At 53.9% G+C, this 21,414-nt stretch carries 18 protein-coding genes; 16 read left to right on the top strand and 2 right to left on the bottom strand.

All coding sequences use genetic code 11. The features are described 5' to 3' along the window. Positions 1-49: 49 nt before the first annotated feature. The 7 genes from mqnC (at position 50) to ACI1P1_RS04640 (ending at position 7,710) form a co-directional block, all read left to right on the top strand. On the top strand, positions 50-1,180 hold the full coding sequence (gene mqnC / locus ACI1P1_RS04670; protein WP_416215215.1) for a cyclic dehypoxanthinyl futalosine synthase: 1,131 nt from the start codon (positions 50-52) through the stop codon (positions 1,178-1,180). Positions 1,181-1,219: 39 nt separating this feature from the next. Next, a complete protein-coding gene (locus ACI1P1_RS04665; protein ID WP_416215214.1) occupies positions 1,220-1,501 on the top strand; it encodes a hypothetical protein in 282 nt (93 codons plus the stop codon). Between the two features lie 28 nt (positions 1,502-1,529). After that, a complete protein-coding gene (locus ACI1P1_RS04660; RefSeq protein ID WP_416215213.1) occupies positions 1,530-1,685 on the top strand; it encodes a hypothetical protein in 156 nt (51 codons plus the stop codon). Between the two features lie 192 nt (positions 1,686-1,877). Then, on the top strand, positions 1,878-2,813 hold the full coding sequence (ytxC, locus tag ACI1P1_RS04655) for a sporulation protein YtxC (protein WP_416215212.1): 936 nt from the start codon (positions 1,878-1,880) through the stop codon (positions 2,811-2,813). Between the two features lie 386 nt (positions 2,814-3,199). Further along, positions 3,200-5,164, top strand: coding sequence for a threonine--tRNA ligase (gene thrS / locus ACI1P1_RS04650; protein ID WP_416215211.1), 1,965 nt, complete (start codon positions 3,200-3,202; stop codon positions 5,162-5,164). A 174-nt stretch (positions 5,165-5,338) separates the two neighbouring features. Further along, complete coding sequence (locus ACI1P1_RS04645; RefSeq protein WP_416215210.1) at positions 5,339-6,112, top strand: 3D domain-containing protein; 774 nt, start codon at positions 5,339-5,341, stop codon at positions 6,110-6,112. Between the two features lie 119 nt (positions 6,113-6,231). Further along, entirely contained in the window at positions 6,232-7,710 is a 1,479-nt protein-coding gene (locus ACI1P1_RS04640) for a TraB/GumN family protein (protein ID WP_416215209.1), read from the top strand. A gap of 64 nt (positions 7,711-7,774) precedes the next feature. Here ACI1P1_RS04640 and ACI1P1_RS04635 read toward each other — a convergent pair whose 3' ends face one another. Further along, the gene (locus ACI1P1_RS04635; RefSeq protein WP_416215208.1) at positions 7,775-8,263 is read right to left on the bottom strand and encodes a hypothetical protein; all 489 of its coding nucleotides are present in this window, start codon (positions 8,261-8,263) and stop codon (positions 7,775-7,777) included. A 498-nt stretch (positions 8,264-8,761) separates the two neighbouring features. Further along, complete coding sequence (locus tag ACI1P1_RS04630; protein ID WP_416215207.1) at positions 8,762-9,808, bottom strand: aldo/keto reductase; 1,047 nt, start codon at positions 9,806-9,808, stop codon at positions 8,762-8,764. A gap of 439 nt (positions 9,809-10,247) precedes the next feature. Here ACI1P1_RS04630 and liaF point away from each other — a divergent pair, with 439 nt between their 5' ends. The 9 genes from liaF to glnA all read left to right on the top strand — a co-directional run bounded on the left by liaF (position 10,248) and on the right by glnA (position 21,404). Beyond that, on the top strand, positions 10,248-11,360 hold the full coding sequence (liaF, locus tag ACI1P1_RS04625) for a cell wall-active antibiotics response protein LiaF (RefSeq protein WP_416215206.1): 1,113 nt from the start codon (positions 10,248-10,250) through the stop codon (positions 11,358-11,360). Between the two features lie 26 nt (positions 11,361-11,386). Beyond that, the gene (locus ACI1P1_RS04620) at positions 11,387-12,430 is read left to right on the top strand and encodes a sensor histidine kinase (RefSeq protein ID WP_416215205.1); all 1,044 of its coding nucleotides are present in this window, start codon (positions 11,387-11,389) and stop codon (positions 12,428-12,430) included. Further along, a complete protein-coding gene (locus tag ACI1P1_RS04615) occupies positions 12,427-13,101 on the top strand; it encodes a response regulator (protein WP_416215204.1) in 675 nt (224 codons plus the stop codon). Before ACI1P1_RS04620 ends, ACI1P1_RS04615 begins: the two co-directional genes overlap by 4 nt. Before the next feature lie 397 nt (positions 13,102-13,498). Continuing rightward, complete coding sequence (locus tag ACI1P1_RS04610) at positions 13,499-15,085, top strand: S1C family serine protease (protein ID WP_416215203.1); 1,587 nt, start codon at positions 13,499-13,501, stop codon at positions 15,083-15,085. Positions 15,086-15,220: 135 nt separating this feature from the next. Beyond that, a complete protein-coding gene (locus ACI1P1_RS04605) occupies positions 15,221-15,913 on the top strand; it encodes a response regulator transcription factor (RefSeq protein ID WP_416215202.1) in 693 nt (230 codons plus the stop codon). A gap of 5 nt (positions 15,914-15,918) precedes the next feature. Beyond that, positions 15,919-17,397, top strand: coding sequence for a sensor histidine kinase (locus ACI1P1_RS04600; RefSeq protein WP_416215201.1), 1,479 nt, complete (start codon positions 15,919-15,921; stop codon positions 17,395-17,397). A 77-nt stretch (positions 17,398-17,474) separates the two neighbouring features. Beyond that, positions 17,475-18,419, top strand: a complete 945-nt coding sequence (locus ACI1P1_RS04595) for a 4-hydroxy-3-methylbut-2-enyl diphosphate reductase (protein WP_416215200.1) — start codon at positions 17,475-17,477, stop codon at positions 18,417-18,419. A gap of 241 nt (positions 18,420-18,660) precedes the next feature. Beyond that, positions 18,661-19,719 (top strand): 3-deoxy-7-phosphoheptulonate synthase, encoded by a 1,059-nt coding sequence (gene aroF / locus ACI1P1_RS04590; protein ID WP_416215199.1) that lies wholly within the window; start codon positions 18,661-18,663, stop codon positions 19,717-19,719. 260 nt (positions 19,720-19,979) lie between these two features. Continuing rightward, complete coding sequence (gene glnA / locus ACI1P1_RS04585; protein ID WP_416215198.1) at positions 19,980-21,404, top strand: type I glutamate--ammonia ligase; 1,425 nt, start codon at positions 19,980-19,982, stop codon at positions 21,402-21,404. The last annotated feature ends 10 nt before the right edge of the window (positions 21,405-21,414 follow it).

Below are 21,414 nucleotides of genomic sequence, written 5' to 3'. Positions count from 1 at the left end.
ATATGATAAGATAGATAGGAAACTTTCAGAGCAGCGGAGGGAGAAACGCATGTCCATTGACAGGATACTTCACAAAGCGGAAGCCGGCGGACGAATCAGTGTGGAGGAATGCGTAAGCCTCTTCGAGTCCGATCAGGTTGAGAAAATAGGGGCTTCTGCTGACAAAGTGATGAAACGCTGGAATCCGGAACCCATTACCACCTTTGTGGTTGGCCGGAATATCAACTATACCAATATCTGTGACGTGTTTTGCCGGTTTTGTGCGTTTTACCGTTCGGTAGACAGTGACCAGGGCTATGTGCTCCCGGATGAAACCATTTTCCGCAAGATTCAGGAAACGGTGGATGTGGGCGGTACGGAAATTCTGATGCAGGGCGGCACCAATCCGAATCTGCCGTTCTCGTATTATACGGATCTGCTTAAGGGGATCAAAGCGCGTTTTGATATAACCATGCACTCCTTCTCCCCGGCGGAGATCCTCAAGATGAAGGAGGTCTCCGGAGGGTTGTCTCTGGAGGAAGTGGTCCGCCAGTTGAAGGAAGCCGGATTGGATTCCCTGCCCGGTGGCGGTGCGGAGATTCTGGATGACCGCACCCGGCGGAAGATCAGCCGGCTGAAGGGCTCCTGGCGGGATTGGATGGATGTTATGCAGACCGCCCACCGTCAGGGAATGAACACCACGGCTACCATGGTAATTGGCTTCGGCGAAAGTATGGAGGAGCGTGCGCTGCATCTTCTCCGTGTCCGGGATGCTCAGGATGACTGTATTGCCAACAAGTATCCTTCCGCAGGTTTCCTGGCTTTTATCCCCTGGACGTTCCAGCCGGATAACACCAACCTCAAGAAGGAACGGGCCACCCCGGAAGAATATCTGAAGACCTTGGCCATCAGCCGGCTGATGTTGGATAATGTTCCCCACTTCCAGTCCTCATGGGTGACGATGGGCCCGGATATCGGCAAGCTGTCCTTGTCCTACGGCGCGGATGACTTCGGCAGCACCATGATGGAGGAGAATGTGGTTTCCGCCGCGGGTGCGACGCATAAGGTGAATATTGAGCTGTTGGTGCAGCTGATCCGGGAAACAGGCAAAATTCCCGCCCAGCGGAACACCCGGTATGACATTCTGCGGATGTTTGATGACCAAGCCAAGGTGGACAGGGATTTTGTGATGCAAAATTAGCTATACTGTGAAGTAAGGATAATTGAAGGGATGGCGACAATGGCGTACCAAGCAAAAGTTGTTGAAGCGGAAATTGTAAGTGATAATAAGCAAAACGGGTTCTTTGAGATTGTGGCCGTGCTTTCGGACCGCAACCGCTGCCGGATCAGCTTCGAACGCAACCCGGAAACGGGCGAGGCGAAGGCAACCCATATCAACCGGCTGTACACGGTCCCTTGCGGCATCTGCAAGAAGGATTACCTCTGTTATTGCCTGAACCGGTACATGGATGTCCTTGGCGAACAGGCGCTTGAAGTGGCTGGGGTTACGAAGGTATCTTAATACTTCCCCTAAAGGAGAATCTGCATTTATGATTACATGCGACGCATGCGGCAAAGTCAACGGTGAAGGCGATATCGGCGAGCACTGGATTTGTGACAGCTGCAAGGTGCCGGAGCCTGCTGACGACAAGAAGAAGGCTGAAGACGGAAATAAAGAACACGAGCATAACCATAAGCATTCCTGACCATACGACCGGCCCCCAAGGGCCGGTTATTTTTTTGGGCGCAGAGGTTGCCTGTTGTTAAATGGAGCCCTTCCTTCCATATTGTTGTTCGTATATCCCCATCTGCGGGGCATATACTTAAAAAACAGTCCCCAGCAATATCCCCCAGAGGTTTTGGCGATAAACAGCACTTGGGAAGGGAGTGAGCGCAAAATGAAATCATTGGCCATCCGGGTATCGGATCATCCTGCCCTGCAAAGCCAGAAGCTGCATGACCGGATGACAGCCAGCATGGGTACGGTATTGTTGAACACGGCATTGGAATTTCGCCGGTACCCGGGCTATTCGGAGGTTATTCTAGAGTTTTTCGGCGGTGGCAAGGGGTTGGGTAAGGGAGCAAAAAGCTTGCAGGAATGGCCGGAGGCTATCGGAAGTGTCCTGGCTGATTTCATTGTGGACGAATGTGAAGAAGAACTGCTTCGCCGCCTGATCCGAAAAGACAAGCGTTATTCCGAAGGGGAACGGGAAGAGATTCTGGCATACTGCAGGCAATTGGAGGAAGTAAGCGATTTTGCCCCCGCGGCATCGGTGGAAGCCTCTCCCGGCCGGTCACGCAAACGCAGCCTGCTGCTCCAGGATCTGGAGGATTGTCTCCGCCCTGGAGCCACACTTGATCTGGACGGGTTTTTCCGGTTCCGGCTGAAGCAATATGGAGCCGAGCTGAAGGAGATGCTTGAATACGCCTCCGATGAATATCTCATGGACCAGCAATACAAGGAGTTTATTTCACTGCTCCGCTACTTTGTTTATGTTCAGGATTCCAAGATGCCCTTGGCCCATATCATTCACCAAGGGGGACATAATTTCTTGCTTCTGGACAGCGAGTTAAACCCCATCGATACGGAAAAGCTGGACACCACCTACAGAGTGGAGTTTATGGACAAGGATTATAATTTAGAGGATATGATTGTCAGCTCTCTCCTGACCATTGCCCCGGAGCGGATCTGTATCCATACCCGGGAGCCGGAGCTGCCGGTTATCAAAACCCTCGCTCAAATATTCGAAAACCGCACGGAGATCTGCGAGCTGTGCAGGTCCTGTGAATCGATATCCGCTCCTTTGGAGCAGCAGGATAAATTGTCCCCTTGATTTGAGGAGAGGGGTTGCTTTATAATATGGAATATGTTTGGCGCTGACCGAAGACATGGGCCTCTGGTTCACGGGACAGAGAGGGAAGCCTTGGCTGCAAGCTTCTCCCGGTAACGAATCATGGGCTTACCCCTTTGCGAGCTGCAGGATGGAAGGTTGTTTTCTCTGTACGGCGGAGCCGTGGGTAGGGAGCAATGAGTATATTCTGCCGGGACATTCCCGTTACCGGATGATCACAAGAGGGCATCTGCCGCTGATTTTCTTTAAGAAACACGCTGCAGATTGCTGAATTAGGGTGGAACCACGAGCTGACGCACTCGTCCCTTCAGGGATGAAGTGCGTTTTTTGCATGCTTATTAATTTTCTCGAAATGAGGGGACGACACAATGGCGAATGCGACCGGCATTGACAATGTTAAAGTAACGCTGCCTGACGGGGCGGTGCGGGAATATCCCAAAGGCACTACCATTGAGGGAGTAGCGGAATCCATCAGCTCCGGGCTAAAGAAGAACGCTCTGGCCGGCAAGGTAAACGGCAAGGTTGTGGACTTGGCAACCGCATTGAATGAGGATGCGGAGGTAGCTATCATTACCGGCGACTCCGAGGAAGGAGTGGAGGTGCTCCGGCACAGCTGCGCCCACCTGATGGCCCAGGCGATCAAGCGTGTGTTTAAGGATCAGCATGTGAAGCTTGGGATCGGTCCGGTTATCGAGGACGGCTTCTATTATGATATCGATATGGAAACCCCGGTTTCCTCCGAGGATTTTGCCAGAATCGAGAAGGAAATGGAGCGGATCGTCCAGGAAAATCTGCCTGTGACCCGCAGAGAAGTATCCCGTGAAGAAGCGCTGCGTATTTATACAGAGCTGAATGATCCTTTGAAGCTGGAGCTGATCCGGGATTTGCCGGAGGATTCGGTTATTACGATCTATGAGCAGGGTGAATTCTTCGATCTGTGCCGCGGGCCCCATGTTCCCTCCACCGGCAAAATTAAGATTTTCAAGCTGCTCAGCCTGGCGGGTGCTTACTGGCGCGGCGATGCCAAGAACAAGATGCTGCAGCGGATTTACGGCACTGCCTTCAACAAAAAGGCACAGCTGGACGAGCATCTCCACTACCTGGAGGAAGCCAAAAAGCGGGATCACCGGAAGCTGGGCAAGGAGCTGAAAATTTTCTCCTTTGCCAAGGAAGTGGGCCAGGGAATTCCCCTGTGGCTGCCTAACGGCGCCAAGCTCCGACGCACCATGGAACGGTATATTGTGGATCTGGAGGAGCGTCTCGGATACCAGCATGTGTATACTCCGGTGCTTGGCAATGTGGAGCTGTACAAGATTTCTGGCCACTGGGACCACTACCAGGAGGACATGTTCCCGCCTATGGCGCTGGACAATGAAGAATATGTGCTGCGCCCGATGAACTGCCCCCATCACATGATGGTCTACAAGAGCGACATGCGCAGCTACCGGGATCTGCCGGTGCGGGTTGCCGAGCTGGGTATGATGCACCGTTACGAAATGTCCGGCGCCTTAACCGGTCTTCACCGGGTACGGGCTATGACATTGAACGACGCTCATATCTTCTGCCGTCCCGACCAGATCAAGGAAGAGTTCGCCCGGGTGGTAAATCTGATCCGCCGGGTGTATGAGGATTTCGGCATTAAGGAATACCGCTTCCGCCTGTCCTACCGGGATCCGAAGGACACTGAGAAATATTTCCCCAATGATGAAATGTGGGAAACCTCCCAGCGGATGCTGAAGGAAGTGGTGGAGGAGCTGGGTCTGCCTTATTATGAAGCGGAAGGGGAAGCGGCCTTCTACGGCCCCAAGCTGGACGTGCAGATCAAAACTGCGCTGAAGAAGGAAGAAACCCTCTCCACCGCTCAACTGGACTTCCTGCTGCCGGAGCGCTTCCAGCTGGAATACACTGGCGACGACGGCCAGAAGCATCGTCCGGTGGTTATCCACCGTGGGATTATCAGCACCATGGAGCGGATGACTGCGTACCTGCTTGAGAATTTCGCCGGCGCTTTCCCCACCTGGCTGGCGCCGCTTCAGGCCCGTGTTATCCCCGTGTCCCCAGCCTTCGAAGCGTATGCGGCCGCCTGCAACGAGAAGCTGGCGGAAGCCGGCATCCGGGCGGAAGCCGATCAGCGGAATGAGAAGCTGGGCTACAAGATCCGTGAGGCACAGCTGGAGAAAATTCCGTACATGCTGGTCTGCGGCGAAAATGAAGCGAACAGCGGCACCCTCTCCGTGCGGATGCGCGGCGGAGTGGACAAGGGCGTGATGAGCCTGGAGGATGTAGTGGCTCTGATCACCGAGGATATTGCCACCAAAACCAAGGTGGAATAATCAAGTTGAACACATATGGGTTAAGAAAAAGCGCGAAATTTGCGCTTTTTCTTTTTTTTCCTAAAGGCACGCATAACCCTCCTGAGTTTGGGAATCGTATAATCGAAGTTTGCCTGGGGATAGGATGTTCCCCTGCAGGGCAACCTTCATTATTAGGGGAGGGTATATCACTACATGAGCGATGGCAGGTTAGTCAGTTTGGTGCAGCGTACGGGAATGTTGGTTCTATGGATCAGCTTAATCACGTGTTTGCTTCCAAACAGCAATACCGGCAATATCCTGCAGGAAATGGGAATGGATGCTTCTGCAGCCTCCTTGGGGGAGGCCAAGGCGGAAGCCGCCCACCTATCAGCAGCAGGCCCCACCCGGTCTCCGGCAGCCGCAACACAGACGGAACACACATCCCAGCAAGCAGGCGCCGCAGCAGGCAGCACCGTTACCGAGCAGAATGAAGCCGCTCTGGTAAAGGAAGTGCTGGGGCGGATCCGGAGCTCGCATCTGGAGAACGTGGATCCGGATCATATAGAAATGGTGGAGGTCGTGGCTACCGGCTATACCGCCGGCAAGGAGTCCACCGGGAAATCCCCGGGCCACCCCGAATACGGCATTACCTATTCCGGCGTAAAGGTCCGTAAGGATGATTTCTCCACCATTGCCGCCGACCCGGCGATTTTCCCCATCGGGACCATTATGTATATCCCGGGGTATGGTTTCGGCGTGGTGGCCGATACGGGCGGAGCCATCAAAGGACATAAGATTGATCTTTATTTTGTCACCAAGCAGCAGGTTTATGAGCAGTGGGGCAAACGCCAGGTGAAGGTGCTGGTGCTGCGCAAGGGCAGCGGCCGGGTTACCGAAGCGATGATGAATGATCTGAACAATGCAGCGGATGCCATTCCGGTGGAAAAATCCTTCGATCTGCTGGCTGGTTTGGGACGCAAGGAATAGAGATACACCCATCTAAACAGGCTCTGTTTCCCTCTTATGGGAGACGGAGCCTGTTTCGGCTTGTCACCCGGAGCGGCATATGTAAAAATAGGAAAGACTAAAGATAAAGGAGATGGAGTATGAATTTTCTTCAAAAGACACGCGCATCGTGGCTGGCGTTAGTGTTGACGCTGGCGCTGCCGGTTCTGCCGGCCCATGCTGAAACAGCACCTTCCGCAGAAGCGGAAGCCGCAGCAAGCAGCCCGAGTGCATGGGCAATGGAGGATGTGGCTTACACCAAGCTCCACCAATTGGCGGCGGAGCCGTTTTTTGCGGACTACCAGGCGCCGGCTACGGTTGGCGAGCTGAATGCTGTAGGTGCTGCCCTGGAACAAAAACTGACTGCACGTTTGCAGTCGGTGACGGATGGGGTTTACGGCAAAGAACCGGCCGCAGTGGAAGCATCGGGTATAGCGGCAACCCGGCAGGACGCAGCTGTAGTGTTATATGCGGCTATCCGGGACAGCCTGCCCCAGATCAAACCGGTAACTGGCAAAACGGCGGTTTATCCGGAGCTGGATGCATTGACCGGAGATACGGCGGAAGCGGTCCAGTATGTGGCCGACCACGGCATTCTGAAGGGCAAGCAGGACGGAAGCCTGAATCTGGCCGATCCGCTGACCCGGGAGCAGCTTCTCTCCCTGACGTACCGGACTTATGAGTTTGTTGTCCAGGAAAGCAATACCGCCTCCAAGGGGCTGGTGTGGAAGGTGACGGGAGGAAAAAGCCCTGTTTACGTGCTGGGCTCCATCCATATCGGCGACATCAGCATTTACCCGTTGGACAACCTGATCAAGGACGCATATGAAGGCTCGTCCTACCTGGCGGTGGAAGCGGATGTAACCCAGGATGCGGAAGGCATTAAGTATATGGGCGAAAAGGCTGTTTTCTCCGACGGCAGCACACTCGATAAGCATGTATCGGCTGAAACCTACAAGCTGTTTGCGGAGACCATGGAGAAGGCAGGCATCGGCGAGGATGTGTACAAAACGCTGAAGCCTTGGTATGCTGCTCTGCTGCTGCAAAACCTCAGCTTGTCGGAGGCTTCGTACAGCGCCAACCTGGGGCTGGACGTTTACTTCCTGTCGGAAGCTGCCAAAATCCAAAAGCCTGTTTTGCAGGTGGAGGGCATCAAGTTCCAGGTGGATATGTTCGATTCCTTCAACCCCAAGCTGCAGGAGGAATTTTTGTCGGAGACGCTGAAGGCCAGCCAAGGCCAAACGGCTGAAGCCGCGGGGCAGAACAGCGGTGAGTCCGCAGCCAATGCCCAGGCGCAAATGATGCAGTCTCTCTTGCATCACTGGAGCACCGGCAACGCGGAGGAATTCGGCAAGCTAATCGCTCGCTCCAATGAAGCGGAAGCCAGCGAAAGCGAATTTAACCGGATTTTCTGGGATGAGCGCAATAAGAACATGTTCCATGCGGTAGAAAAATATCTGGGCGATGGTGCCGGCCACAGTTATTTTGTAGTGGTGGGTGCAGGTCACCTGTTCGGCGATACCGGTGTATTGAAGGAGCTGGAAAAGGCCGGATATACTATGGAGCAGCTGCTGGACTAATTAATAATAAAAACAAAAAACCGTCAGGTAGGCCGAATGGCTGATCCTGGCGGTTATTATTTTTTTAGCGGTTCTTTAATTTCTCGATTTCGGTATGGAGCTTCAGCTGATCGTAGTGGATGATCTTGATGCTGTATTCATGATTGCCGATGTCGGTGTCATGCCTCTGAAGGTGCAGCTCAAAACGTTTGACATCCTCGTTAGTTTCCAGAACGGCTCTGCGGATAAGGGGAATATCGGCCGCCAGCGCTTCCACATGCTCCAGCCTGGAGTCCACTTGGATCAGCTGGACCTCTACCTTGTTCAGCCGTGTTTCCACGTGTCCTAATCTGGTCTCGACCTTATCCAGCTGTCTCTCTACCTTGTCGAGCCTTGCTTCGACCTGTCCCATCCGGGTGCCCAACTGGTCCAGCTGCGCTTCGACCTGTCCCATCCGGTTGTCCAATTGGTCCAGTCTGGTGTCCATTTTATCCAGGCGCTGGTGAATCTGTTCTTGCCCCTTATGGAGCAGCTGCATGTGTTCCAAAATTTGCGTCAAAACCTGCTCGCTCATAGCATCCCTCCTGTTAGCTTTCTTGGGGATTGTGACCCCATTATACCTTCTCCCCCCTTATCTGACAATTGCGTAATGTCTCCTGTCGAAGATGCGAGAGAACTCAAAAAGGCGCCGCAGCTCCCGGACGGGATCCCGCAGCGCCTGCTTGGCGTCTGTTTTGTTCATGCATAGTATAGCATGGAGGCTCTGGCGGGTAAACAGACAAACCCTTCATTACTCCGTCCGTCCATGCTGCCTGCAAAAGTGCATCTAATTTGATCCTTGATGCCCCTTTGGCCCATCCATCCTGCAAAAGTACATCTATTTTTCGCCAGAACAGCCGAACGGATGCAATTCGCGGAAAATAACTGCACTTTTGCATTTAGACTCCCCATTCAGGGCAGGAGGCGGGAAATAACTGCACTTTTGCATTTGGCATCTGATCAAGTAACTCTTCGGCTTTGAAGGGCGGCAGTCCGGACGTGTCCCAGCTATCAACCGGATATGGCGCAGCTATCAATTAGAGGCGGGAGCCGCAACGGGAATTGGCTTGTTTTGGCTGTTCGCGTATGGCTGATCCAACAATGTCACCAGCTCATTTTCCCAAAGCCGGTTAATTTCCGCCAGCTCCTCTGCTGTAAGCGCCGGGCAGTCCGGAGCAGCGACAAACTCCTTCAGGCTCACTTCCGAGGTAATGTTGGGAAGCACGGAAGCTACCACAGGGGAGGACAGGGAGAAGAGAATGGCAGCCTGTCCGATAGTCCGGCCCGTTTCCGGCCCATACAGGAAGCCCAGCTTTTCCACAGCCTGTAACCCGCGGCCCATCCAGTCATGCTTGCGGTGGTTCCGGTGGTCCGACTTATCGTAATGCTTGGCCGGATTATAGGAGCCGTCCAGGAGACCGGAGGCGTGGGGGACACGCACCACCAGCCCGATCCCGCTTTCCTCGGCAGGCTGCAGGAACTTATTGGTGGGCCATTGCTCCAGCAGATTGTAAATTACCTGCATCATGGACATACCCTTACGGTGGCGGAGTGCCCACAAGCCCTCATCATGCCAGCCGATGTCCGGTCCCAGCGCAGGGCCGTATGCGCGGATTTTCCCTTCTTCCTTCAAACGCTCCAGCGTCTCAAAAACCGCGTCATCCTGCAGCGTCTCCTGACGGACATTGTGCAGCTGATAAAGATCGATATAGTCGGTGCCCAGGCGGCGCAGGCTCTGTTCGCAGGCATAACGGATATGCTCCGGTGTCCACAGCTGGGGCATTTCGGAAAAACCCTTGCGTTCACCTTTTTGGCTGTAAATGTCGTATCCGAACTTGGTGGCGATTACTAGCTTGTCCCGTTTGCCCTGGAAGGCCTCCTGAAGAATGGTTTCCCCTTCGCCAAGTGCGTAGGTATCCGCCGTATCATAGAAGGTAATACCCGTATCCAGCGCCTCCTGCAAAAGCCGCACCCCAAAGCTCCGGTCCTTGACTCCCCACCAGGTGGTGGCCACCGACCAAACGCCGAAGCCAACCTCCGATACCCGTAAATCCGTTCCTGTCAATGTGCGGTATTTCACTGTGAGTCCTCCCTTAAACAATCATTGAAATATTCATTCTAACGTAAGATTAAGTTTATCATAAAGGACCGGGAAATTCGAAAATTCGCGTGGCCGCCTTACATAAAACAACTGGACGAATCTCATAATACGAATGGCGAGGAGGTGATTTCCATGGCCAAAAACAGCAAAAGCAAACGGGCTCCCCAGGACAATGCTGAATTCGCGGACGAAATCTCCGTGAAGAACATAAGCAAACCTGCCAAAGGCGCTTCCGACAAAGCGAATAAATAGGCGGTTATCCGCCGCGGAGGAAGAGACGTGCGCTCTTCCTTTTTTATTGCCGGAAGACTCCGTCTCCGTCCCGGGACTGAGACGAGGCTCCTCCCGCCGCCTCTTTTCGGCTCCCGCAAAAACGGCTACACTAGAGCTATACAGCATGGAGCATGGGGGTATAGTCATGAATCGCCATTTTATCAGCAAAACCTTCTGGGGGCTGCTCTTTATTGCCGCGGGTGTTTTGTTCCTATTGCATCAGCAGGATATCATTCATATTGACATTGCCGAGATTGCGGGGACCTATTGGCCCGTGATTCTCATTTTGGTCGGGCTGCAGGGGATGGCGGCGGCATCAGGCGGGATATGGAATATTTTCATTATGCTGCTGGGCGTATATTTTCTGCTGCGGAACCTGAATGTGGACTTTGTAGCGGAGATGGAGATCCGGCAGTTTGCCATTCCGGCAGTGCTGATTATTCTCGGCTTAAGCATGCTGACCCGGGGCTCCGGCCGCAAGCGGGAGGAGCGCAAGGAGATGCTCCGCCAGGCGCGCCAGGACCGTCAAGAGGAACGGGATCGCAGAAGGCAGGAGCGGGATGAGCGTAGAGGCCGCCATCACCATCACGGCTCAGGCGCGGGACATTCAGCCCATGGTGAATCCGCGGAGGAGGAAGTGCCTCCCTTCGACCCTTCTTTTTCCCGGAAAATCGAGCAAGACCTGGATAAGGTATTCCATGAGCGTGTGGTGAAGAAGCTGGGAGAGGATCCGTTTCCCTTGGCCTCCGAAGCCGAAATCGGCGCCAAAGCCGCCAAACCGGGCCAGGATTCGTACAAAGGCGGTTTTTCAAAAGGAAATTGGGAGGCGCCGCCGAAAGAAGAATGGAAGGATTCCTGGTATGACCACGGGGAGAAGCCACCTGTGGAAAGATCCAATTTTATTGGGGACATCTATCTGGGCCGGGATTACTGGCAGCTGGAGCCCATGAATATCTCCCACTTCATCGGGGATACCAGAATCGACCTGACCAAGGCCAGCATCCCCATGGGGGAAACCAAGCTTAACGTGTCGGCCTTTATCGGGGATGTAAAGGTATTTGTGCCCAATGACATACAGGTGGAGATCAGCGTTGATGCGTCCGCCTTCATCGGAGACATGCATGTGCTGGACCGGCATGAGGGCGGCATTCTCCGCAGAATGAGGTATGACACCCGGAATTATGCGGAGGCGGACAAGAAGATCCATCTGACCGTCAGCATGTTCATTGGAGATATCACTGTCAAAAGAGTCGGTTAGATTCGTGAAAAGAGGCTTTGGAACGTATGCGTAAACGGCTGAACAATCTGAAGTGGCTGCTGCCCATGTACTTTTTGGCCGCCAGTGTGGGGACATTGCTCCTGGGTGTGGGCGGCTGGTTCTACCTGACCACCCACATGGAGTCGCCCGGCGCAGCTCTGTGGGTGGAATACTTTATTATCATTCTTTTGATTGCCCCTGTTGTGGGGTATTTTCTTGCCCGCAGCTACCAGCGGAAGATGGATGCTCTCCAGCTGTCCATCAAGCAGGTGACCAAAGGCAATTTGGGGGAGCGCCTCGAGGTTCTGCCTGCGGATCTCTTTGGGGAGCTCTATCAGGACTTCAACACCATGGCCGCTTCCCTGGAAAGCAGGCTGAGGCTTCTCCAGCAGGAGGGTTCGGCGGATGTGATGCGCAATATGCAGTCCAGCCAGGATGCGGTGCTGGAGGAGCGCAGGCGGCTGGCACGGGACTTACATGATACGGTGAGCCAGCAACTGTTTGCCATTCACATGTCGGCCTCCTCGCTGCCCAAGCTTCTGGAGATTAATCCGGAGGGAGCGCGGATAGTGGTGGAGCAGCTGGTCACCATGTCCCATCATGCCCAGCGGCAAATGCGCAGCCTCATCGCTCAATTGCGTCCGCTGGAGCTGGAGGAGCAGACACTGGAGGAGGCGCTGGGCAAGTGGTTCCCCGATTATTGCAACCAGAACGGGTTGAAGGGGCGTCTGGAAATTTCCCTGCCCGGTGAGCTGCCGGAGGCCATTGAATACCAGCTGTTCCTGATTATCCAGGAGGGAATGGCCAATGTAGTCAAACATGCCAAAGCAAACCGGGTTTCACTGGTGCTTTATGAAGCGGGAAGCCAGTACGTGCTGCAAATCGAGGACGATGGTATCGGCTTTGAGCCCAATGTGGAGAAACGCTCCTCTTATGGGCTTGCAACCATGCGTGAACGGGCCGAACGGCTGGGCGGGGATGCGGAGGTCCGAAGCAAACCCGGCGCCGGAACGGCTGTACATATCCGAATTCCTAAATTCGTGGAAACAGAAAGCGGTGAAGAGGCTTGAGCGACCTGATCCAGGTAATGATTATTGATGACCATGATATGGTGAGACTGGGGCTAAAAACATATTTGCTGATGGAGCCCAAGATACGGGTGATTGGGGAAGCGGGAAGCGGTGCGGAAGGGCTGCGCCTTCTGGAGAAGCTTTCCGCGGAAGGGGAAACGGGCCTGCCCCATGTAATCCTGATGGACTTGATGATGCCCGGTATGAATGGCATTGAAACCACTGCCGAGGTGCTAAAGCGGTATCCCTCCGCCAAAGTGGTGATGCTTACCAGCTTTTTGGAGGAGGACATGGTGGTGAAGGCCATCGAAGCCGGCGCTATCAGCTATGTGCTGAAGACCATCCAGGCGGATCAACTGATCCAGGTGATCGAAGGCGCGGCAAGAGGGATGCCCATCCTGGTGTCCGAGGTATCCCAGGCCTTGACCCGCGGCTTGCGGCAGCGGACAGCGCAGAATGATGAGGAGGGTTTTACCGTCCGGGAGAAGGAAGTGCTCCTTCTGATCGCTGACGGCAAGTCCAATAAGGAAATTGCCGACGAGCTGCATATTAGCATCAAAACGGTGAAAACCCATGTCAGCAATCTGCTGATGAAGTGTGCCCTGGACGACAGAACCCAGCTGGCCATCTATGCCCACCGGAAGGGGCTGGCAGAGGGTAACCGCTCTTGATGCAGTGAAGTTAGGGGACGTCTAAAAGACGCCCCCTTTGTCTATCCTGAAGATATGAAGTAGGATCGCTTTTCGGGGGCTCCCCCGAAAGTAATCGGAATAAGCTGCGGAGGTTTTCTTCACTTTTGGGGGTTTGTATTCGGGGGCTCCCCCGAAAGTAATCGGAATAAGCTGCGGAGGATTTCTCCACTTTTTGGGGATTTATTAAGCCGGACCTGTTCGTGTTAAAGCAGGGTCCGGCTTTTTTCGACGGGACAAGCAGATTCCTTACATTTTTTATCTTGGATTTAACCCTTTTTAAGGTTTGATTAAGGTTGCCCGTGCATTATAAATACATAAGAACAAATCATAATCTACTACACCTTATACCAATGTGAAGCAAAGGAGGACAATCAAAATGGAAGACAACAAAAAAGACTACAGTGATTTCTTCAAGCCCTCTTCGGATGAGCAAAACCGCGATCGTGAAGAAGAGAACAAGCAGGACCGTCCTTCCTACTACTATTCATACGGTCCATATAAATCCTCTCCCCAGGAAGAGCATCCGCAGGAGCATTCGGCTTCGTCCTATTCTTCCGCAGAGCCTGTGGAGGTAACGGCGCCCAGACCCCTCCGCCCTTATCCGTATGCACAGGAGCCTGCAGCCAACCAACAGCCGGCAGGCAGCCGGAACTGGCAGGTGAATGAGCCGAAGAAGCGCTCCTCGGCGAAGGGTATGTTCGCCGCCTTTATGGCCGGCGCTCTGGTGGTAAGCTCCCTGATGTTTGCTTCGGACCGGATGAACCTGTTCTCCGGCGGCAGCACAGGCGCTACCTCCGGAAGTCCGGTAGCGGCAGCCACCAGCAATGGCACCGGTTCTTCCTCGGGCTCCGGCAATGTTGCAGCCGCCTATGATATCACCCGTCCCGGCAGCGTATCCACCATTGTCCAGCAGTCCAGTCCGGCCGTGGTTAAAATTGAATCCTATGTAACCAGCAAACGCTCCAGCTCTTCTTTGTACAATGATCCGTTCTTCCGCTACTTCTTCGGGGATCAGCAAGAGCAGCAGCCCAAAGCCGGAACCAAGCAGCAATCCGGTATGGGAACCGGCTTTATCTTCGAAAAATCCGGCTACATCATTACCAACCAGCACGTAATCGAAGGTGCGGAGGAAATCCAAGTAACGGTGGAGGGCTATGAAAAGCCGTTTACCGCCAAGCTTCTGGGGAACAGCTTCGATCTGGACCTTGCCGTGCTGAAGATTGAGCCCTTGACCGAAAACGGCACCACCAAGGATTTTTCTATCCTGCCTATTGGCGATTCCAGCTCCATGCAGATCGGTGACTGGGTCGTGGCCATCGGCAACCCATACGGCTTCGAGCATACGGTAACTGTCGGGGTGCTCAGCGCCAAGGAAAGAGAGATTTCCATCCAGGAAACCAGCGGCACCCGGAACTACAAGCACCTGCTCCAAACGGATGCCTCCATTAACCCCGGCAACTCCGGCGGACCTCTGCTTAATATGAACGGCGAGGTAGTGGGCATCAACACGGCGGTGAACGCCGAAGCGCAGGGTATCGGCTTTGCAATTCCGACCAGTACCATCTCGGAGGTTATCGACAGCCTGAAGAATAATGTGGAAATTCCCAAGGAGCCGATCCCCTTCATCGGTGCCACTCTGGCCAATGTAGCGGATCTGGACGCCCAATCCGTCAAGGAGCTGCAGCTGGATAAGGCGGAAGGCGCTTATGTGCAGGACGTGGTCATCGGCACCCCGGCTTTCAAGAGCGGTCTCAAGAAATATGACGTCGTGACCTCCATGGACGGTTCGCCCATTACCAACAGCTCCGATATGGTGTCCAAGATCCAAGCCAAGAAGGTTGGCGACAAGATTAGCTTTGGCATCATCCGTGACGGCAAGGCCATGACCATCGAGATTACCCTTGCGGACAAAAATGAATATTTGAAACAACAGCAACAGCAGCAGCAACAGCAACAGCGATAAGGGGAAAACCCGGCGAGAAGCGGGCTTCTGGCGATAATGACCTCGCCGGGCCTGCTTCTTTTCCTGTTCCGGGGGATTCTGATATGATAGTAATTATGATGAGAAAACAAGTATGTACTGGAGGATTGGCGGAATATGCGGCATAAAATTACGGTCATCGACGATGACGAGAAGATCACTTCGATGCTCAAGCGCAGTCTGACCTTCGAAGGCTACGATGTAGTCACTGCCCCCGACGGGCAAGAGGGGTTAAAACGGATTCTGGAGCATGAGCCGGAGGTTATCGTCCTGGACGTGATGATGCCCCGCTTGGACGGGTGGGAGGTATGCAGGCGGATACGGGACGGAGGGATTTCCACACCGGTGTTGATGCTCACGGCCAAGGACGATATTTCCGACCGGGTAAAGGGGCTGGACCTGGGAGCCGACGACTATCTGGTGAAGCCCTTTGCCCTGGAGGAGCTGCTGGCCCGGGTAAGAGCCCTTCTTCGCCGCAAGGGCCCGGAAACGGCCGACCAGAAAACCAACCGCATTCAATATGAAGATATCATCCTGGATCTGGATACCCGGGAGGTGTTCCGGTCCGGCCACCGAATAGAACTGACCACGAAGGAATTTGATCTGCTCCATTTGTTTATGATGAATCCCCGCCGCGTGTTGTCCCGGGATGTAATTATGGAGAAGGTTTGGGGTTATGATTACAGCGGCGAATCCAATGTGATGGAGGTTTATATCGCGCTGCTCCGGCAGAAAACGGAGGAGCACGGCGGCAAGCGGCTGATTCAGACCGTCCGCGGAGCCGGTTACGTTCTGAGAGGAGAGTCCTGATCACCATGTCCATCCGCCTGCGCCTGACCCTGTGGTATTCCACTGTGCTGGCAGTCACCTTGCTGGTGTTCGGCGTTTCGCTGTATTTTATCGCATCCTATATTCTAATGGACAATAAGAAGGACGAAATGCGCCAGATGGGAATGGAGGTGCAGTCCCAGATTAAACCCGTTGCCTTCCAGCTTAACGGCAAGTGGGTGTTCAGCAGCATCCGTCTGCCCCCCTTGGACCAGTTCAAGTACCCGGGTTATGTCATGCAGGCCCTGGATACAGATGGTAAGTTTATCCAAAGCACCACCAACCAGGTGCTGCCCCTGACCTATAATGCGGAGAAGCTGGGGGCAGGTGAGTCCAGCTTCTATGTGTACAGCATGAGCGGGTTCCCCTTGCTTGTCCTGAATATGCCCCTGCAATACTCCGATAATGGGGAAATGAGACTGGCGGCTGTGCTGCAGATTGTCGTCAGCATCAATGAGATCAGCCAGAATTTGTATACATTGAGATTGGCGCTGTTGTTTTTGTCCGTGTGTGTTATTCTGCTGGCGGCTTCGTTGGGGTTGTATCTGGCGCGTACGGCGCTGCGTCCCATTGAGAATGTTATTACGGCGGCGCAGCAAATTGAGAATGGCGCCGATCTTGGGGTGCGGATCGAATACCATGGACCGGAGGATGAGATTGGCCGGCTGACCAGCACCATCAACAGCATGCTGGGCAGAATTCAAGGCGCCTACAGCGAGCTGGAGGAGTCAGACCGGGCACAGCGCCGGTTTGTCTCCGATGCCTCCCATGAGCTGCGGACTCCGCTAACCACTATCCGCGGCAATGTGGACCTGCTGGAGAAGATGTGGAGCTCCACTGCAGGCTCCGCTCCCGGCCATGCTTTGACCGATCCCGAGAAAAGAACCATGTCTCTGGAGGCTATGCGGGATATCTCCGGGGAAGCCGCCAGAATGAGCCGGCTGGTAAACGATCTGCTGGCTTTGGCACGGGCGGATGCCGGGCACGAAATGAGGAAGGAACCGATTATGATCCGCGATGTGGTGGAAGAAGCGGCGCGCAAAGCCCAGCATCTTCCTCGTAGCGCCGTATGGGAGACAGGGGACTTCTCCGTGCTGGACGGAATCGGCGTTAACGGAAGTCGGGACCACCTGCAGCAAATGCTGTTTATCTTCATTGAGAATGCCTTCAAATATACACCGCAGGGTACGGTCCGGATGGATGCTTTGGTCAGAGAGGAACAAGTGGGCATCCGGATTGCGGATACGGGAATCGGTATGGACAAGGAAGAGATTCCCCATATCTTTGAGCGTTTTTACCGGGCGGATGAATCCAGAGGGGTGACGGCCGGAACCGGCCTGGGACTGTCCATCGCCAAGTGGATTATTGACGAACATGGCGGGTCTGTGGAGGTCACCACAAGGCTGGGAGACGGAAGCACCTTCCTGGTGTGGCTGCCGGTTTTCTTCCGGGATATGAACAATTAAGCCGTAAGACGGGCTTGAACGGGGGGCAGATACACGCGGATATGCTATAATCAGGTGGAAGGAGGCGAGTCCTAATCATGGAAGTCATCAAAATTACACCCCGCGGATACTGCTACGGTGTGGTGGACGCCATGGCTCTTGCCATGCGTACTGCCCAGAACTTGAATGTGCCGCGGCCGATTTATATATTGGGGATGATTGTACACAATGCCCATGTCACCGATTTTTTCAAGGAGGAAGGCATTATTACCCTGGAGGGCCCAAACCGCCTGGATATCCTGGAGAAGGTGGAAAAAGGCACGGTGATTTTCACCGCCCACGGCGTTTCTCCCGAGGTGCGCAAGCGCGCACTGGAGAAGGGGCTGACAGTAGTAGACGCTACCTGCCCCGACGTGACCAGAACCCATACTCTCATTAAGGAAAAAAGCGCGCAGGACTACCAGATTATTTATATCGGCAAAAAAGGCCACCCCGAGCCCGAGGGCGCTATCGGCGTCGCTCCCGGACAGGTGCATCTGATTGAACGGGTCGAGGATGTGGAAGGGCTTCAGCTGGATTCGGAGCGGATTGTGATTACCAACCAAACCACCATGAGCCAATGGGATATCAAAAATACCATTAACCGGTTGATTGAAAAGTACCCCCATGCCGAGATTCACAATGAAATTTGCCTCGCCACCCAATTGCGCCAGGAGGCGGTAGCGGAGCAGGCCAAGGAAGCGGAGCTGACCATCGTGGTGGGGGATCCGCACAGCAATAACTCCAACCGGCTGGCACAGGTGTCCGAGGAGATTGCCGGTGTGAAGGCTTACCGGATCGCAGATCTGGGAGAGCTTGATCCGGAATGGCTGAAAAGCATCGATAAGGTGGCTGTTTCCTCGGGGGCTTCTACCCCCACACCCATCACCAAAGAGGTAATTTCATATCTGGAGCAGTTCGACCGCAATGATCCGGCCACCTGGGAAATCAAGCGGACCGTCAATATGAAAAAGCTGATCCATGCGGTGCGGCAGAAGTCGTAACGGTCCCCAAAAAGTGAAGCCAAGCTCTGGGGGTAAATTCCGATTACTTTTGGGGGAGCCCCGGAAGTGCTCAAAACCTTACATGACGCGTCTCCGGAAGGCGAATTTGCCTTTCGGAGACGTTTTTCCAGAAAAAAGGCTTGACGCGACGGTTAGAATAGTCTATATTTGCTTTAATGATTAAAAGCGAAGAAGCGCACAAGCGTTGAAGCGAAACAATAGCTAAGGGAGAGTGCCAGGGATGATCGTAGTCACTTCGAATAAAACCAGCCAAGAACGGATTAATGAAATCGTCCGTTATATAGAGAAGCACGGATTAAGCGCTCATGTTTCCATGGGAGAGGATCGCACCGTTATCGGTATTGTCGGGAAATTCGATTCGCAGCTGGCTGAGCATCTCCGTCAGATGTCAGGTGTGGAACAGGTTGTCCGCATCTCCAAGTCCTACAAGATGGCCAGCCGGGAATTCCATCCTGCCGATACTGTCATTAAGATTAAGGGAGTGGAAATCGGCGGCAGCGAGCTGGTGATTATGGGCGGCCCCTGCGCGGTGGAAACTCCTGAGCAGATCGACGAAATCGCCCGTCTGGTGAAGCTGGCGGGCGGCCAGGTTCTCCGCGGCGGCGCCTTCAAGCCCCGCACAGGCCCTTACAGCTTCCAAGGGATTGGTACAGAGGGACTCAAATGGATGAAGGATGCCGGCGAGAAGCATGGCCTCTTGACTATCACTGAGGTTATGACTCCGGAATACGTGGATATTTGCGCCGAATACGCGGATATTCTCCAAGTGGGCACCCGGAACATGCAGAATTTTGACCTTCTGCGCAAGCTGGGTACCATCCAGACTCCTGTTCTGTTGAAGCGTGGCTTCAGCTCTACCTATGACGAATTCCTGAATGCGGCGGAATACATCCTGGCCGGCGGCAACCCCAATGTTATGCTGTGCGAACGCGGCATCCGCACCTTCGAATCGTACACCCGGAACACACTTGACTTGGCAGCCATCCCCGTGCTGAAGTCCTTGTCCCACCTTCCGGTGATTTCCGACCCCAGCCACGGCACAGGCCGCAGAGAGCTGGTGGTCCCGATGACCAAGGCATCCGTAGCCGCAGGCTGCGACGGATTGATTATCGAGATGCATACGGACCCGGACAACTCGATGACCGGCGATGGCGTGCAATCCCTGTTCCCGGATCAATTCTCCGATCTGCTGGCTGATCTGGAGAAGCTGGCGCCCCTCTGCGGGAAAACCCTGAATACCCGCAAGGAACCGATTCTCGCAGGCTCTTGGAAGAAGTAATATTCGGATTTTGAAATTCCTTATTAATGAAGGAAAAGGCTTATTTCCCTGGATCTCCAGTGGGATAGGCCTTTTCATGGTGAATTTGTGAACATTTATTCAGAGGGTGTAAACAATCCTAACACGACCCAAAAAAATACCTTACATAAGTATTGACGACCAAAAATGAAGGCTTTATAATAATGGCAAGTTGAGTAAAAAATTGAACAATGATCGCCATTTTAACGGTGAATGTTCGGAATTAGGGAGGGTAATTATCCATGTCTGTTCAAAAAGTGCTGGATACCATTAAGGAAAAGGGTATTGAATGGGTTGATTTTCGGTTTACTGACATTGGCGGCAAATCCCATCACTTGTCTGTTCCCGCTGTAGAAGTAGAGGCTGAAACCTTCGAAACTGGTGTTGCTTTCGACGGTTCCTCCATCACCGGCTTCCGGGGAATCGAAGAATCCGACATGGTAATGATGCCGGACACGGACTCTGCCTTTGTTGATCCGTTCACTGCACATCCTACACTGGTTCTGCTTTGCGACATTTATACTCCTGACGGAGTCCGTTATGACCGCGACCCCCGCAGCATCGCTGTGAAGGCCGAAGAATACCTGAAAACCACCGGACTGGGAACAGACGCTTATTTTGCTCCTGAATCCGAGTTCTTTATCTTTGACGATGTACGCTACGAAAGCGGCATGAACAAGTCCTTCTATGAAGTGGACTCCGAAGAAGCTGCATGGAACACCGGCCGCAAGGAAGAAGGCGGCAACCTGGCCTTCAAAACCGGCGTTAAGGGCGGTTATTTCCCGGTAGCTCCTACTGATACCCAACAGGATATCCGCTCCGAAATGTGCCGTCTTCTGCAAGAAGCTGGCCTGCGCATCGAGCGTCATCACCACGAAGTTGCCACTGCCGGCCAAGGCGAAATCAACTTCCGCTTCAGCACCCTGACCAAAACTGCCGACAACCTGCAAAAGTATAAATATATTGTGCAAAACGTTGCCCGCCAATACGGCAAGGTTGCAACCTTCATGCCGAAGCCGCTTTTCGGCGACAACGGCAGCGGCATGCACGTGCATCAATCCATTTTCAACGACGGCAACCCGCTGTTCTACGAAAAAGGCGCATACGCCAACCTGAGCCAAATGGCGATCTATTACATCGGCGGTATCCTGCACCATGCACCGTCTCTGATCGCATTGACCAACCCGTCCACCAACTCCTTCAAGCGTCTGGTTCCGGGTTATGAAGCACCGGTTAACCTGGTATTCTCCAAGGGTAACCGTTCCGCGGCTGTACGTATCCCGATCGCTGCCGTAACTCCGAAGGGCTGTCGCATCGAGTTCCGTACTCCGGACTCCACTGCAAACCCGTACCTGGCTTTCGCAGCTATGCTGTTGGCCGGTTTGGACGGCATCAAGAACAAGATCGACCCGACTGCTCTGGGTTATGGTCCGCTGGACAAGAACATCTACGAGCTGTCCGACGAAGAGAAGAAGGAAATCCGCAGTGTACCGGGCTCCCTGGAGGAAGCTCTGGACGCTCTGGAAGCCAACCACTCCTTCTTGACCGAGTCCGGCGTCTTCACCGAAGACTTCATCGCCAACTTCATCGAACTGAAGCGTGCTGAAGCCAAGGCTGTCGCCATCCGCGTTCACCCGCACGAATACTCCCTGTACTTCGGAGTGTAATTCCATTACC

Source organism: Paenibacillus mesotrionivorans, from assembly GCF_046098205.1.
Classification (GTDB): domain Bacteria; phylum Bacillota; class Bacilli; order Paenibacillales; family NBRC-103111; genus Paenibacillus_AR; species Paenibacillus_AR mesotrionivorans.
The sequence above is the reverse complement of the archived record's forward strand: the minus strand, read 5'-3'. Positions and strand labels throughout refer to the sequence as shown.

Coding starts and splice junctions, on each gene's coding strand:
- ACI1P1_RS04610 (WP_416215203.1), top strand. CDS start 13,499: ATGGAAGACAACAAAAAAGACTACAGTGATTTCTTCAAGCCCTCTTCG.
- ACI1P1_RS04595 (WP_416215200.1), top strand. CDS start 17,475: ATGGAAGTCATCAAAATTACACCCCGCGGATACTGCTACGGTGTGGTG.
- ACI1P1_RS04665 (WP_416215214.1), top strand. CDS start 1,220: ATGGCGTACCAAGCAAAAGTTGTTGAAGCGGAAATTGTAAGTGATAAT.
- mqnC (WP_416215215.1), top strand. CDS start 50: ATGTCCATTGACAGGATACTTCACAAAGCGGAAGCCGGCGGACGAATC.
- ACI1P1_RS04620 (WP_416215205.1), top strand. CDS start 11,387: ATGCGTAAACGGCTGAACAATCTGAAGTGGCTGCTGCCCATGTACTTT.
- ACI1P1_RS04635 (WP_416215208.1), bottom strand. CDS start 8,263: ATGAGCGAGCAGGTTTTGACGCAAATTTTGGAACACATGCAGCTGCTC.
- ACI1P1_RS04605 (WP_416215202.1), top strand. CDS start 15,221: ATGCGGCATAAAATTACGGTCATCGACGATGACGAGAAGATCACTTCG.
- aroF (WP_416215199.1), top strand. CDS start 18,661: ATGATCGTAGTCACTTCGAATAAAACCAGCCAAGAACGGATTAATGAA.
- glnA (WP_416215198.1), top strand. CDS start 19,980: ATGTCTGTTCAAAAAGTGCTGGATACCATTAAGGAAAAGGGTATTGAA.
- ACI1P1_RS04640 (WP_416215209.1), top strand. CDS start 6,232: ATGAATTTTCTTCAAAAGACACGCGCATCGTGGCTGGCGTTAGTGTTG.
- ACI1P1_RS04660 (WP_416215213.1), top strand. CDS start 1,530: ATGATTACATGCGACGCATGCGGCAAAGTCAACGGTGAAGGCGATATC.
- ytxC (WP_416215212.1), top strand. CDS start 1,878: ATGAAATCATTGGCCATCCGGGTATCGGATCATCCTGCCCTGCAAAGC.
- liaF (WP_416215206.1), top strand. CDS start 10,248: ATGAATCGCCATTTTATCAGCAAAACCTTCTGGGGGCTGCTCTTTATT.
- ACI1P1_RS04600 (WP_416215201.1), top strand. CDS start 15,919: ATGTCCATCCGCCTGCGCCTGACCCTGTGGTATTCCACTGTGCTGGCA.
- thrS (WP_416215211.1), top strand. CDS start 3,200: ATGGCGAATGCGACCGGCATTGACAATGTTAAAGTAACGCTGCCTGAC.
- ACI1P1_RS04645 (WP_416215210.1), top strand. CDS start 5,339: ATGAGCGATGGCAGGTTAGTCAGTTTGGTGCAGCGTACGGGAATGTTG.